At 73.3% G+C, this 14,076-nt stretch carries 11 protein-coding genes; 1 reads left to right on the forward strand and 10 read right to left on the reverse strand.

The features are described from left to right. Positions 1 to 229: 229 nt before the first annotated feature. The 5 genes from ACH4S9_RS30110 to purN form a co-directional block, all read right to left on the reverse strand. Positions 230 to 1,501 carry a DUF2690 domain-containing protein gene (locus tag ACH4S9_RS30110; RefSeq protein ID WP_398374629.1) on the reverse strand — a complete coding sequence of 424 codons (1,272 nt, stop codon included), beginning with the start codon at positions 1,499 to 1,501 and terminating at the stop codon, positions 230 to 232. 294 nt (positions 1,502 to 1,795) lie between these two features. Beyond that, entirely contained in the window at positions 1,796 to 2,182 is a 387-nt protein-coding gene (locus ACH4S9_RS30115; protein WP_311724630.1) for a DUF3017 domain-containing protein, read from the reverse strand. Positions 2,183 to 2,285: 103 nt separating this feature from the next. Beyond that, entirely contained in the window at positions 2,286 to 3,176 is an 891-nt protein-coding gene (locus ACH4S9_RS30120; protein WP_385341023.1) for a bifunctional methylenetetrahydrofolate dehydrogenase/methenyltetrahydrofolate cyclohydrolase, read from the reverse strand. 166 nt (positions 3,177 to 3,342) lie between these two features. Continuing rightward, positions 3,343 to 4,905 (reverse strand): bifunctional phosphoribosylaminoimidazolecarboxamide formyltransferase/IMP cyclohydrolase, encoded by a 1,563-nt coding sequence (gene purH / locus ACH4S9_RS30125; RefSeq protein WP_398374631.1) that lies wholly within the window; start codon positions 4,903 to 4,905, stop codon positions 3,343 to 3,345. Further along, positions 4,902 to 5,552 carry a phosphoribosylglycinamide formyltransferase gene (gene purN / locus ACH4S9_RS30130; RefSeq protein WP_311724305.1) on the reverse strand — a complete coding sequence of 217 codons (651 nt, stop codon included), beginning with the start codon at positions 5,550 to 5,552 and terminating at the stop codon, positions 4,902 to 4,904. The genes purH and purN overlap by 4 nt, the downstream gene beginning before the upstream one ends. 399 nt (positions 5,553 to 5,951) lie before the next feature. Between purN and ACH4S9_RS30135 the strand changes: the two genes are divergently transcribed. Then, positions 5,952 to 6,899 (forward strand): hypothetical protein, encoded by a 948-nt coding sequence (locus tag ACH4S9_RS30135; protein WP_398374634.1) that lies wholly within the window; start codon positions 5,952 to 5,954, stop codon positions 6,897 to 6,899. Between the two features lie 329 nt (positions 6,900 to 7,228). On the opposite strand, the gene ACH4S9_RS30140 is transcribed toward ACH4S9_RS30135, so the two are convergent. The 5 genes from ACH4S9_RS30140 to ACH4S9_RS30160 form a co-directional block, all read right to left on the reverse strand. Next, positions 7,229 to 8,995, reverse strand: coding sequence for a DUF6350 family protein (locus ACH4S9_RS30140; protein WP_398374636.1), 1,767 nt, complete (start codon positions 8,993 to 8,995; stop codon positions 7,229 to 7,231). A gap of 184 nt (positions 8,996 to 9,179) precedes the next feature. Continuing rightward, positions 9,180 to 10,064 carry a succinate--CoA ligase subunit alpha gene (sucD, locus tag ACH4S9_RS30145; RefSeq protein ID WP_014177349.1) on the reverse strand — a complete coding sequence of 295 codons (885 nt, stop codon included), beginning with the start codon at positions 10,062 to 10,064 and terminating at the stop codon, positions 9,180 to 9,182. Between the two features lie 20 nt (positions 10,065 to 10,084). Then, positions 10,085 to 11,260 (reverse strand): ADP-forming succinate--CoA ligase subunit beta, encoded by a 1,176-nt coding sequence (sucC, locus tag ACH4S9_RS30150; protein WP_311724309.1) that lies wholly within the window; start codon positions 11,258 to 11,260, stop codon positions 10,085 to 10,087. Between the two features lie 331 nt (positions 11,261 to 11,591). After that, on the reverse strand, positions 11,592 to 13,016 hold the full coding sequence (locus ACH4S9_RS30155) for a hypothetical protein (RefSeq protein ID WP_398374638.1): 1,425 nt from the start codon (positions 13,014 to 13,016) through the stop codon (positions 11,592 to 11,594). A gap of 98 nt (positions 13,017 to 13,114) precedes the next feature. Next, positions 13,115 to 13,960, reverse strand: a complete 846-nt coding sequence (locus ACH4S9_RS30160) for a hypothetical protein (RefSeq protein ID WP_398374640.1) — start codon at positions 13,958 to 13,960, stop codon at positions 13,115 to 13,117. Between the last annotated feature and the right edge of the window lie 116 nt (positions 13,961 to 14,076).

Raw genomic sequence — 14,076 nt, forward strand, 5'->3', positions numbered from 1 at the left:
CGGGGGCCACTGTGTAACTGCTCACCGCCGACCGGCAAGGCCGGGCCGGGGCCGCGCGGGCCCCGGCTCGGCATTCGGCGGCCGCCTGCCGGCAAGGGGGGAGTGAGCAGACGGCCGCCCCGGCGCCATGCCGCACCCGTGGGGGGTAGGCGTGCGCCTGCCCTGATTCGGCGCGGGCATTCCCACCGATGCCGATATTCCTCGGAGACTCCCTCGAACGAGGGGCGCGCTACGGTGCGCCGGTGCGCCCCGTGGTGGCCGCCGCGGTGCAGCCGCGCTGTCCCGTGGTGAGCGTGGCGCAGCCCCTGGCGCCGGTGGAGGAGCCGACCGCGATCATCGGGGTGTAGGCGTCGCCGTCCGCGTTGACCTTGCCGTTCTCGGCGCGCGCCGGGACGCCGCCCTGGACGGCGGCGGTCACCTGTAAGCGATCGCCGGGACGGCCCTTGGTGATCCGGGCCCATGCCGCGCCGCACACCTTGCTGTAGCGCACCTCGACATACGCGCTGCCCACCGTCACGCTCGCGGTCGTCCTGGCGTACGTGCCGCCGCACCCCATCGCCTCGGGGTCCCGGCCGGTGCACTCCTGGCCCGCGCACTTCACCCCGCTGGGCAGCCCGGGGCCGGTGGTCGTGGTCCGGCCGGGCGTCGGGTCCTTCAGCCGCTCGTCCGCGTGGCCCCCCGGGTTGACCAGGAGCACCGCGCCCGCGGTCACCAGCGCCACCCCGACCGCCGCGGCGCCGAACAGCGGGGCGCGGCGGCGCCGCCGGTCCGGCGACGGCGGCTGTGACGACGGCCCGGCGCCGTCGGGGGCGCCCGCACGCGGCGGTCCCGGCCGGTCGGGCGGCGCGGGGAGCACGGTCGGCGTGGCGGAGACGAGCGGGGGGTCCGCCACGGACCGGGCGGCGACGGCCCTGAGCGCTGCCTCGGAGCGGGAGGTCTCGGCACGGGACGTCTCGGCACGGGGAGCCTCGGCGCGGGGAGCCTCGGTACGAGGTAGCTCGGTACGAGGTGGCTCAGCGCGGGGTGGCTCGCCGCGGGGTGGCTCCGGCTCGGTACGGGGCGGCTCGGCGCGGAGTGGGTCTGCGCGGAGTGGTTCGGTACGCGGCAACTCGGTATGGGGTAACTCCGCGCGCGGAGGCTCGACACGGGGCGTCGCGGCCCTCGGCTCTCCCAGCGCGGCCCGCGCCTGCGCGACCCTGATCGACTCCATCGTGACGTCGTGCCGCAGCTCGGAGCGGCTCCACGCGCGCTCCGCCAGCTCCCACAGGGTGCTCAGATGCTCGACGTCCGTGCCGGTCGCCTCGGCCAGCGCCACCACCGCGCCCTGCGGCGGCAGCAGACGGCCGTTCAGATAGCGCTCCCATGACGTCTTGCTGTAGCCGGTGCGGTCGGCGACCGCGACCAGGCTCAGCTCGCTCTGCTCGACGAGCCGGCGCAGTTGCCCGGCGAACTCCCGAACCTGCGGATCGAGCTCCTCCGGCAGCTCCCTCCAACGAGGCATTTGCCTCCCCCTGTCCCCCCGCATGTACCCGTGAACTTCCCCTGCCCTGCCCAAGAATGACAGTTCCCCCAGCAGGGGCGCACCGGAGCATTCCGGACTCCGATGCGCTCTCCCATGCGCCCCTACACAGCTGTTGCACACCCGAGACGTCGTACCGGAATGGTCACTTCCGCGCCACAGGCCCTCGACGTCCATTGATCCAGCAGGGCTTTTAACAGAACCCTTATGCCAGACGGCCCGTCCTTCTTCGGGGGAGAGGACGGGCCGTCGCGGCGAACGTTCGAGAGGCGGGGTTTATCGGACGGTGAAATGCACCACGTCCTCCAGGAACGGGATCTCCACCCAGGGGTCGGGCTGGACCATCAGCGACAGCAGCACGATCGCCGAGCCCAGCACTCCGTACGTCAGCATGTCGGTGAACCGGGAGCGCACCGCCAGCATCCCGACCTCCGGCAGCGCCCACCGCAGCAGCGCGCCCGCCAGCAGGGACAGCCCCACCAGGACCGTGCCCGCGCGGAACGCGTCCAGGGACACCAGCAGCAGCCCCACGCCGACGCCGCCCATCACCGCCAGCAGCGGCCACTGACGGGCGGGCGCCGGAGCGCCGCCGGGCGCGGCGCGGCCGCCGCCCTCCGGGCGCGCGGTGTCCCGCGTGATCAGCGGAAAGCGTCGCGACCTCATGGCGGGGCGCTGTCCGGCCGACTCGGCCGTCCGCTCGGCCGTCCGCTCGGCCGTTCGCTCCGCCGTCGGCTCGGCGGTCGAGTCCGCGGTCGGCTCGTCGGCCTCAGCCGGCATGCCCGGCACCGCTGTCGCCGTCGGTGGCCTTGGCGGCGCGCTCCGCGGCCTCCACCACGTTGACCAGCAGCTGAGCGCGGGTCATCGGACCGACGCCGCCCGGGTTCGGGGAGATCCAGCCCGCGACCTCACTCACGTCGGGGTGCACATCACCGGCGATCTTGCCGTGCTCGTCCCGGCTGACGCCGACGTCGAGCACCGCCGCCCCCGGCTTGACGTCCTCCGCCTTGATCAGGTGCCGCACCCCGGCCGCCGCCACGATGATGTCGGCCTGCCGCAGCAGCCCGGACAGGTCGCGGGTGCCGGTGTGGCACAGCGTGACCGTGGCGTTCTCCGAGCGCCGGGTGAGCAGCAGCCCGATCGACCGGCCGACGGTGATGCCGCGGCCGACGACCACCACATGGGCGCCGTTGATCTCCACGCCGTGGTGGCGCAGCAGCTGGATGATGCCGTACGGGGTGCACGGCAGGGGGCCGGTCTCGTTCAGCACCAGCCGGCCGAGGTTCGTCGGGTGCAGCCCGTCCGCGTCCTTGGCCGGGTCGATCAGCTCCAGCACGCGGTTGGCGTCGATGCCCTTGGGGAGCGGCAGCTGGACGATGTAGCCCGTGCACTCCGGGTCCTCGTTCAGCTCCCGTACGGCCGCCTCGATCTCCTCCTGGGTGGCGGTCTCGGGCAGGTCGCGCCGGATGGAGGCGATGCCGACCTCGGCGCAGTCGCGGTGCTTGCCCGCGACGTACCACTTGCTGCCCGGGTCCTCGCCGACCAGCACGGTCCCGAGGCCGGGATGTACGCCCTTGGCCTTGAGCGCCTCCACGCGGCTGACGAGGTCGGACTTGATCGCGGCTGCGGTTGCCTTGCCATCGAGAATCTGCGCGGTCATGGCTTCATCCTCCCGGATGCGGGGACGTCTGTTCCAATCAGGGCCCGCCCCACCCGGGGTCCGGCGGGATCCGGGCCATGTATGTCGTGCGTCGTGTGACGTATGTCGCCCACGGCCCGAGGGCCGCACCCCGCGCGTCGGGGGTGCGGCCCTCGGTCGGTACCACTCAGTGGAAGAAGTGGCGCGTGCCCGTGAAGTACATGGTCACGCCCGCCTTCTGGGCCGCCTCGACGGTCAGCTCGTCGCGGACCGAGCCGCCCGGCTGCACCACGGCCTTGACCCCGGCCTCGGCCAGCACCTCGAAGCCGTCCGGGAAGGGGAAGAAGGCGTCGGAGGCGGCGTACGAGCCGCTCGCCCGCTCCTCGCCCGCCCGCTGCACGGCCAGCCGCGCCGAGTCGACGCGGTTGACCTGGCCCATGCCGACGCCGACCGTCGCGCCGTCCTTCGAGAGCAGGATCGCGTTGGACTTCACGGCCCGGCAGGCGCGCCAGGCGAAGGCCAGCTCGGCCAGGCCGTCGGCGTCCAGCGTGTCGCCGGTCGCCAGGGTCCAGTTGGCCGGGTCGTCGCCCTCGGCCTGGAGCCGGTCCTTGGCCTGCACCAGGTCGCCGCCCTCGACCGACCTGTACTCGCCGCCCGCCGCCGGGGCGTCGGGGCAGCGCAGCACGCGGATGTTCTTCTTGCGGGCCAGCACCTCGACGGCGCCGTCCTCGTACGCGGGGGCGACGATGACCTCGGTGAAGATCTCGGCGACCTGCTCGGCCATGGCGACCGTCACCGGGCGGTTGACGGCGATCACGCCGCCGAACGCCGAGAGCGGGTCGCAGGCGTGCGCCTTGCGGTGGGCCTCGGCGACGTCCGCGCCGACCGCGATGCCGCAGGGGTTGGCGTGCTTGATGATCGCGACACAGGGCGCGTCGTGGTCGTACGCCGCACGCCGCGCGGCCTCGGTGTCGGTGTAGTTGTTGAAGGACATCTCCTTGCCGTGCAGCTGCTCGGCGTACGCGAGACCCTTGCCGGAGCCGTTGGTGTAGAGCGCGGCGGGCTGGTGCGGGTTCTCGCCGTAGCGCAGCACCTGCTTGCGCTCGTAGGTGACGCCGATGAAGTCCGGCCAGGGGCCCTCGTCGGCCGCGTAGCCTTCCGCGAACCAGTTGGCGACCGCCACGTCGTACGCAGCGGTGTGCTGGAACGCCTCGCTCGCCAGCCGCTTGCGCTGCTCGAGGTCGAAACCGCCCTCGGCGGCGGCCTTCAGCACATCCGCGTAGCGCCCGGGGTTGACGACCACGGCCACGGACGGGTGGTTCTTGGCGGCGGCGCGGACCATCGAGGGGCCGCCGATGTCGATCTGCTCCACGCACTCGTCGGGCGAGGCGCCCGAGGCGACGGTCTCCCGGAACGGGTAGAGGTTGACCACGACCAGCTCGAAGGGCTCGACGCCCAGCTCGGCGAGCTGCTCGCGGTGCGAGTCGAGCCGCTGGTCGGCGAGGATGCCCGCGTGGACGCGCGGGTGCAGCGTCTTGACGCGGCCGTCGAGACACTCGGGGAAGCCGGTGAGCTCCTCCACCTTGGTGACCGGGACGCCCGCGGCGGCGATCTTCGCCGCAGTCGAGCCGGTCGAGACGAGCTGGACCCCGGCCGCGTGCAGCCCCTGGGCCAGCTCCTCGAGCCCCGACTTGTCGTAGACGCTGACCAGCGCGCGGCGGATGGGCCGCTTCGTACCTTCGGCGGTCACGGGATCATTACCTTTCGTCCCTCAATGCGGTAGCCGTTGCGGGCCAGACGCCCCACGACCTCGACGAGCAGCGAGCGCTCGACTTCCTTGATCCGCTCATGCAGAGCGGACTCGTCGTCCTCGTCCCGGACCTCGACCACGCCCTGGGCGATGATCGGGCCGGTGTCGACGCCGTCGTCGACGAGATGGACGGTGCAGCCGGTCACCTTCACGCCGTACGCGAGCGCGTCGCGCACGCCGTGGGCACCGGGAAAGCTGGGCAGCAGCGCGGGGTGGGTGTTGACGCACCGGCCGCCGAAGCGGGTGAGGAACTCCCGCCCCAGGATCTTCATGAACCCCGCCGAGACCACGAGGTCCGGCTCGTACGCGGCGGTGGCCTCGGCCAGCGCGCGGTCCCACTCGGCGCGGGTGGCGTGGTCCTTCACCCGGCATACGAAGGTGGGGATCCCCGCGCGCTCGGCGCGCTCCAGGCCCGCGATGCCGGAGCGGTCTGCGCCGACGGCCACGACCTCCGCGCCGAAGCCGGCGGCTCCCTCGGCGGCGATCACGTCGAGCAGGGCCTGAAGGTTCGTACCGGAACCGGAGACGAGGACGACGAGGCGGGCGGGGCGCTCGGGGCGGGCGGCGAGGGGAGGCGGGGAGGCCACGGCGGGGATCTTTCTCGCGGGCGATGCGGGGGGTGGTGCGAAGGCTGGGGCGGGTGCTTCTCTGTGGGGTGCGACTGCGTTTGTGTGGTCGTACAAGGTCACGGAGTCCTGAATTCCGGGGAACTCTACGAAGCCGCCGACCGTCAGCAACGATACCGGCACATCAAACGGCCCCCGGGGGACGGGGGCGGGCGCGGGAGGTAGCGTCTGGACTGCGAATCCGACTGACGCCGTGGGAACCACCGTCGCGCCCGCGCAGGGGAGCCGTACGGCGCAGGCCGTACGGAAGCCTTGCGTGCAACACGACGACACAAGGGGAAGACACCTCCACATGCCGGACCGACGCCGCCGCGCGGCTCACTGCCTCACGCCGACCCCTGCCCGTACAGGGGGGCCGCGATGAGGCACGCCCGCACGTCGCGCACGACGCCGCTGCTCCGGGAGCAGCAGTCCCCGTCCTCCTCCGCCTCGCCCGAGGGCTCGCCCGCCGGGCGCGAGGAGCACAACCCCTTCGCGCCGCCGCCGGAGGGACGGCCGGACCAGCCCTGGCAGCCCAGGGCCCGGCCCGACGCCGCGACGGGCGGCGGTGAGGGCGGCAGCAACAACGGCAGCAACAACGGCAACGACAGCGGTGGGGCCGGCGGGCCTGGCGGGGCCGGCGCGCCTCCGTGGCCCAGCGCCCCCGGCGCACCGGGTGGCCAGGACGGCGCACCGGGTGGCCAGGACGGCGCGGCGGGTGGCCAGGACGGCGCGCCGCAGCAGCCCCCGGCCTGGGGCAGCCAGTGGAGCAGCCGCCAGCCCGGCCGCCAGAACGGCGGCTTCGGCTCGGGCCCCGGGCGGCCGTCCGGTAACGGCGGCCAGGGCGGCTCGGGCGGCCCGCGCTGGGACCCGACCGACCCCGCCCAGCGGCGCGCCCGCTACGCCCTGCTCGCGGGCATGTGGGGCTTCTTCTTCGCGCTGTTCAGCCTGCCGCAGATCGCGCTGCTGCTCGGCGCGCTGGCCCTCTACTGGGGCATCAGCTCCCTGCGCGCCAAGCCGCGCCGGCCCGCGCCGGCGACGCCCCCCTCGGCCGCCCCGCTGAACGCACCGCCGCCCGCCCCCGGCGCCACCCCGGCCCACCTCCCGGCGCCGGGCACCGGCCCCTCGAAGCCGCAGGCCACGGCGGCGATCAGCGGGCTGGTCACGGGCGGTCTGGCGCTGGCCATCGTCGCGGCGACCTTCACCGTCCAGATCGTCTACAGCGACTACTACTCGTGTGTGGACGACTCCCTCACCCAAACGTCCCGGCACGCCTGCGAGGACCTGCTGCCGAAGCAGCTCCGGCCGCTGCTCAGCACGGAGGACTGAGCGGGCGAGCGCGGCCGCATCGGCCGCCTGCGGCGGGCTTTGTTCCCCGCCCCGCCCCTTCCCGCAGCATCGATATGCGGCTCCGCCGCGTGAGGGGGCAAGCCCCCGGACCCCCGAACGCCCTGCGGGCGTGTCCTCAAGCTCCCCCAGCTACCGCTGGGAGGTGCCCCCGACGGGCTGGACCAAGCCCGCCCGGCGCTTGAGGGCAAAGCACAGCCAGCCCGTCCGGCGCTTGAGGACCGGGGTGGTCTGGGGCGGAGCCCCAGGAATCGGGAAGGGGCGGGGTGGGGAAGAGGCCCGCCGCAGGCGTCGAGACCCGCCGGACAGGCCTAATGGCCCAGGTCAGCGGGTGGCTTGGCCGCCGGGTCAGCCTCAGGCGCGGGGGCCGCGGCACGCGGGAGCAACTGCCGCCACCACGGCGCCGACGCGTCCCCGGCCGCCGCCAGGCCCTCGTCGCGACCCTCCTGCGCGCGCGTCGCCGAGGCCGCCCACGCCCGGGCCTCCGCCTTGCGGGCGCACCAGGCCAGCAGCGCGGGCACGAACAGCCGCAGCCACCGCAGGAGCACCGCTCCGGGGATCCCCGGCACCGCCGTCCAGACCAGCGTTGCCGCTCCCGTACGCCAGCCGCTCGGCCCCAGCTCGGCGAGCCCGTGGGTGCCCAGGGCCCCGCCGGACGCGGCGGCCAGCACCGCCATCGCGGCCGCGCAGCCGAGCGACGCGCCGGCGGCCATCAGGGCGGTCTGCCCCCACCCCCACACCGCCACGGCCGGGCGCGGCGCCCGCCGCCCCTCGCCGCCTTCGCCACCGTCCGCCCGCCGTACCGCCGCGATCGCGACGAACCACGCCACCGACGCCCCCGCCGCGCACCCCGTCACCCAACCCAGCAGGGTGCCCCCGCCCTCCGCGGGCAAGGCGGCCAGCAGGGGGAAGCGGGGCAGGTCGGGGTAGTCCGGCGCGCCGAGCGGGCCGACGGCGGCGGCGCCGACCATGAACCCCGGGCCGAGTGCGTACGCGGCGCCCCAGACGATCGCGTTCGGCAGCAGCGCCAGGGTGATCAGCAACAACGCGAAACGGCCGGACCACTCGTCGCTGAGCTCCAGAAACGCCAACTGCACCTCGCCCGCGTGGCTCATCAGCGACACCGCCGTGAGCAGCGCGCCGGTGCCGAGCAGCACGGCGAGGGCGCCCCCGGCGGCCCGGAGCGTCCCGCCGCGGAACGCGGGGGTGCGGTGGAACGGCGGCCGGAACGCGGCGGACCCGGGGGCGGCGCCCCGCCGCGCGCCGGTCGACCGCAGCCGTACGAAGGGCACCAGACACACCAGGCGCACCAGCCGCCTCAGCCGGTGGAAGGCCGCGACGAGCCGTACGGCGCGCGGCAGCCGGGCGAGCAACCGGGCACGCGCCCATTCACCCAGCCGGCCACGCCACCGACGACACGCCTGGCGCGCACGGGCGGGCAGCAGCGGGACGGGGAACCGTCCGTCCGCCGCCCACACCCCCACCGCCACGGCGCCCGCGGCGACCAGCGGCAGATGCAGCAGGGCGCTGAGCGGTTCGACGTGCAGCGGCCCCGTCGAGGCGTACACCACGATCGCCACCCCGACCAGCAGATAGCCGCCCGTCACCCATCCGAAGGCGGTACGCGGGTGGAGCGGGGCCCCGTCGGGCAGCCACCGCCCCTCGCCGCCGCCCGCCGCCTCGGGCTCCGCCTCCTCGTCCGGCACGCCCGTCTCGATCGCATGCCGCCCGGCCCGGTAGAGCAGCCAGCACGGCAGGGCGCTGAACAGCAGCGGGGTGAGCCCGACGGGCGCGGTGCCCCCGGACGCCGCCCCGCTCCGTACGAGGTCCCCGCCGTGCGCGAGAAGCCACAGGTCGGCGGCGATGTGCAGGGCCCCGTCCGGGCTGCTGTCGGGGTCCGAGGAGGTGATCCACAGCAGAAGTACGACGACGGCGAGCGCGCCAAGACCGAGCCCCGCGGCCACGACGCCGCCGAGGAACGCCTCCCTGACCGCGGAGGACGGGCGCCGGAGCACGGCGCGGCGCCGCGGCCAGCCATGGGGGGACAACGACGGGCTGCGTTCGGTCAATTGGGTCACGCGCCCATGCTGCCAATAACAGCCGTTTCATCCGCACATCAGGCGATTAGTCGCCGTGTCGCAAAGATTGCGCTTATGCCCTTTTCGCGATAGAGGCGGCGGAGACGGAAAAGGGCGCGGGCCCGCACCACCGAGTGGGTGATGCGGGCCCGCGCCCGTGAGCCGTGCGCTCCGGCGGGCGGCGTCAGCCGGCCAGCGCGGCGCGGGCCAGGCGAGCGGTCTCGGACGGGGTCTTGCCGACCTTCACGCCCGCGGCCTCCAGGGCCTCCTTCTTCGCCTGCGCGGTGCCGGAGGAACCGGACACGATCGCACCGGCGTGGCCCATGGTCTTGCCCTCGGGCGCGGTGAAGCCCGCCACATAGCCGACGACCGGCTTGGTGACATTGGCCTTGATGAAGTCCGCTGCCCGCTCCTCCGCGTCGCCGCCGATCTCGCCGATCATCACGATCAGGTCGGTGTCGGGGTCGGCCTCGAAGGCGGCCAGGGCGTCGATGTGGGTGGTGCCGATGATCGGGTCACCGCCGATGCCGACGCAGGACGAGAAGCCGATGTCGCTCAGCTCGTACATCATCTGGTAGGTCAGCGTGCCGGACTTCGACACGAGACCGATCCGGCCCGGCTTGGTGATGTTGGCCGGGATGATGCCCGCGTTCGACTGACCCGGCGTGATCAGACCCGGGCAGTTCGGGCCGATGATGCGGGTCTTGTTGCCCTTCTGGCCGGCGTAGGCCCAGAAGTTGGCGGTGTCGTGGACCGCGATGCCCTCGGTGATCACGACGGCGAGCGGAATCTCGGCGTCGATCGCCTCGATGACCGCGTCCTTGGTGAACTTCTCCGGGACGAAGATGACGGTGACGTCCGCGCCGGTGGCCTCGATGGCCTCCTTGACGGTGCCGAAGACCGGTACCTCGGTGCCGTCGAAGTCGACCTTCGTACCGGCCTTGCGCGGGTTCACACCACCGACGATGTTGGTGCCCGAGGCGAGCATCCGACGGGTGTGCTTCTGACCCTCGGACCCGGTCATCCCCTGGACGATGACCTTGCTTTCCTTGGTGAGGAAGATAGCCATGGTGTTGGTGACCTGTTCCCTTACTTCGCAGCCGCGAGCTCGGCGGCGCGCTCGGCCGCTCCGTCCATGGTGTCCACCTGCTGCACGAGCGGGTGGTTCGCGTCGGTCAGGATCTTGCGACCCAGCTCCGCGTTGTTGCCGTCGAGGCGCACGACGAGCGGCTTGGTGACCTCTTCGCCCTTGCTCTTCAGCAGCTCCAGGGCCTGGACGATGCCGTTGGCCACGGCGTCACAGGCGGTGATCCCGCCGAAGACGTTGACGAACACCGACTTGACGTCCGGGTCGCCGAGGATGATCTCCAGGCCGTTGGCCATCACCTCGGCGGAGGCGCCGCCACCGATGTCGAGGAAGTTGGCGGGCTTGACGCCACCGTGGTTCTCACCGGCGTACGCGACGACGTCGAGGGTCGACATGACCAGACCCGCGCCGTTGCCGATGATCCCAACCTCGCCCTCGAGCTTGACGTAGTTGAGGCCCTTGGCCTTGGCAGCAGCCTCGAGGGGGTTGGCCGCGGCCTTGTCCTCGAGCGCCTCGTGCTCCGGCTGACGGAAGGCGGCGTTCTCGTCCAGGGAGACCTTGCCGTCCAGCGCGATGATCTTGCCCTCGCCGGTCTTGACCAGCGGGTTGACCTCGACGAGGAGGGCGTCCTCCTCGATGAAGACCTTCCACAGGGTCTGGAGGACCTCGGCGACCTGGTCGGCGATGTCGGCCGGGAACTTCGCCGCGGCGACGATCTCGGCGGCCTTCTCCTTGGTCACGCCCTCGATGGCGTCGACCGGGATCTTGGCGAGCGCCTCGGGGTTCTGCTCCGCGACCACCTCGATCTCCACGCCGCCCTCGACGGAGGCCATGGCGAGGAAGGTGCGGTTGGTCCGGTCCAGGAGGAAGGAGACGTAGTACTCCTCCTTGATGTCCGCGGTCTGGGCGAGCATCACCTTGTGGACCGTGTGGCCCTTGATGTCCATGCCCAGGATCTGGGAGGCCTTGGTGACCGCGTCATCCGCGTCGGAGGCCAGCTTGACGCCACCGGCCTTGCCGCGGCCACCAACCTTGACCTGCGCCTTGACGACCGCGCGGCCGCCCAGTCGCTCTGTCACCTCGCGCGCCGCCTCAGGCGTGTCGATGACTTCACCGGCCAGCACCGGTACACCGTGCTTGGCGAAGAGGTCCCTCGCCTGGTATTCGAACAGGTCCACGCGCGTCCGTCCCTTTTCCATGGATATCGCGGTTCGTTGTCTGCGCGGGCGTGCCGCGGTGGCAGCGTGAGGACGCGATCTTTGACGAGGGCGGCACACGTGCGCCGGGTACGCGGCATGTCCGTCTCGCAGGTTATCCCCGCAGCACCTGCGTCCCTAAATCGCAGATCACACTGGCGCGGTGATTACGGTCACAGATCGCGACCATACCCACCTATCTTCGTACAGCGGGGCTGCTCAGAGGGCAAACGAACGGGCGGCCCCCTCCCCAACGAGGGCCGCCCGATCGGTCAAGCAGATGCCGTACGGCGTACGGCAGGTGGTGTCATCCTCAGACGTTCAGGCCGCCGAGGCCGTCGACGCCGTCCACGGTGGGCAGCTCGGCCGGGATGGTGGGCAGCTCGGCCGGAACGGAGGGCAGCTCCGCGGCCGGGAGGTCGGCGGGAACGGTGGGCAGGTCAGCCGGAACGGTGGGCAGGTCAGCCGGAACGGTGGGCAGGTCAGCCGGAACGGTCGGCAGGTCAGCCGGAACGGCGGGCAGGTCAGCCGGGACCGTCGGGAGCTCAGCCGGAACGGCGGGCAGGTCAGCCGGAACCGCCGGAAGGTCGGCCGGAACCGTCGGGAGCTCGGCCGGGACGGTCGGCAGGGTCGCGTCCGGCACGGACGGCAGGTCGGCCGGGGTGGCGGGGACGGCCGGCAGGGCCGGGAGCGCCGGGATGTTGGCGGCGTTCGTCAGGTCACCGGGGAGCACCGGAACCAGGAACTCCGCACCCGCGACCGCGTTGCCGACGAGGATCTGCCCGTCGGTGGTCACCGTCATGGTGAGGCCCTGCACCAGCAGCACGCTGTCGCCGGCCAGGCCCGTCGCGTCGCCCTCGGCACCGTTGGCCAGGTTCTCGGCGAACGGAGCGACCTGGAGGTACACGTCGTCGCCCAGCACACCGGCGTCACCGGCGGCCTGCTGCACGACGGGGGTCACCTGGCCCACGACGTCGTGCCCGGCGGGCGGCAGCTCGCCCGGGGCCACGCCGCCCACGGTCGACTGGGCGTCGCCCAGGGTGCGCTGGGCCTTGCCGGTCAGCTCCTCCGGACGGACGCCCGCGCCGGAGAGGGCGGCGAGCAGGTTGTCGGCCGAGCCGGGGGCGGCGGGCAGCTCAGGGGTGGCCGGGACGGCCGGCAGCTCGCCCGGGACCGAGGGGAGGGCGGGCAGCTCGCCCGGGACGGAGGGGAGGACGGGCACGGACGGCAGCGAGCCGAGGCCGGGGAGCTGCGGCACCACGCCGGGCACCTCGCCGGTGGGCAGGTCCAGGTCAGCGGCCTTCTTGGCGGCCTTCTGCGCCTTCTTGACCGTCTTCTTGGCGTCCTTGACCGCCTTCGCCGGGTCGGCCTTGCCGGTGGCGCCCTCGGTGAGGCCGTCGGTCAGGCCGGTCACATCGCCGACGCCCGGCAGCGCGCCCTTCGCGGCGCCGGTGACCTTCGAGGCCGCGCCGTCCACGGTGGCCTTGGCGCCGTCCACGGTCTCGCCGGCGGCGTCGGTGACCTTGGAGGTGTCGGCCACGCCGTTGGTCACGTCCTTCACGCCGTCCGTCGGCAGCGTGTCCCCGGCGGTCTTGGCGGCGCCGCCGACGGTGCTGGTGACGTTGTCGGTGGACGGGACGTCGGGCAGCTCGGCCGCGTTGGCGGCGGCGGTGCCGAGGGCCCAGATACCGGTGGCGGCAGCGGCGACGAGGATGGAACGGCGGATGTTGTTACGCATGAGGGGGAAGTCCTTCGAATTCAGGGGGATGTTCGGACGGGCAGACCTGACCCGCCCCCGCGCGGCAGGTCTCAAGCAGACGGGGGTGAAGGTCTGCCCTATCCGGGGAATTCGAGGACTTCGTTGAACCGCTCGCGCGTGGGCGCGGAGCTCTCGGCGCGGATGGCGCCGGGCCGCAGCGAATGGCTCGCCGGGCCGCCGGGCACGAGGGCGGCGTGGATATCCCCGTGACGGGGGGCGCCGCTGTCGCCGGTGCACTGGGAGACGGTTCCCACCGGGGAACCGGGGAGGGGGAGGTGAAGCGGCGCCGGAACGCCGCCGCCCTGGGCCGGGCCGTGCGCCGCCCGGACGACCGGGGCCCGGCCGTCGTCGGCGACGGTGCGCGGCGCGGTCACGGCCGCCGCCCGCGGGGCCATGGGCCCGATGCGGGAAGCGGTGTGCTCGGCCGAGCGCACGGGAGCCGTGTCGCCCTTGGCGTTTCGGCCGTCGAACAGGCGATGAGCAGGCACGGAGCCGCTCTTACCGGTGTCGCCGCCGACCCCCCCGAGCGCGTCGGAGGGGAGGTGGACGGGCAGAGAGCTGCCCGTCTCGTCCAGCAGGTCGGTGACCGGCTCGGTGAGCTCCCGGGTCTGCCGCTCGACCGGCCGTACGGCATCCCGCACGGCGTCGTCGGTGACCTGGGCTGCGTCGCCCGCGGCCCCGGTGTCACCCGCGGCCGCGGCCGCATTGCCGGTATGCCGCGCCACGGTGTCGTCGGCGCGGCCCGGGTCGAGCAGCCCGGAGGCCGCCTGTGTGTCGACCGTCCCGCCCGTGTCCGTACGCTCGGCGGCGTGCGCGCTGCCTCCGAAGAGGAACGCGAGTGCCAGGAAAGCCCCGAGGAACAGCGCCGCCAGCAGCGCCCGCCGCGCGGCCGCGGTGCGCGGCAGGCGCACAGCGGCAGGCATGGCGGACACAGCAGACAAGACAGGGGCCTTCCCAGACGTACGGGCATACGGAACAGGGCGAAGCAGGGTTGGAATCACCAATCGGAAGGTCAGATTCACTTCCGGGGCGATGGGTT

It is taken from the genome of Streptomyces sp. NPDC021225 (assembly GCF_044332865.1).
Classification (GTDB): domain Bacteria; phylum Actinomycetota; class Actinomycetes; order Streptomycetales; family Streptomycetaceae; genus Streptomyces.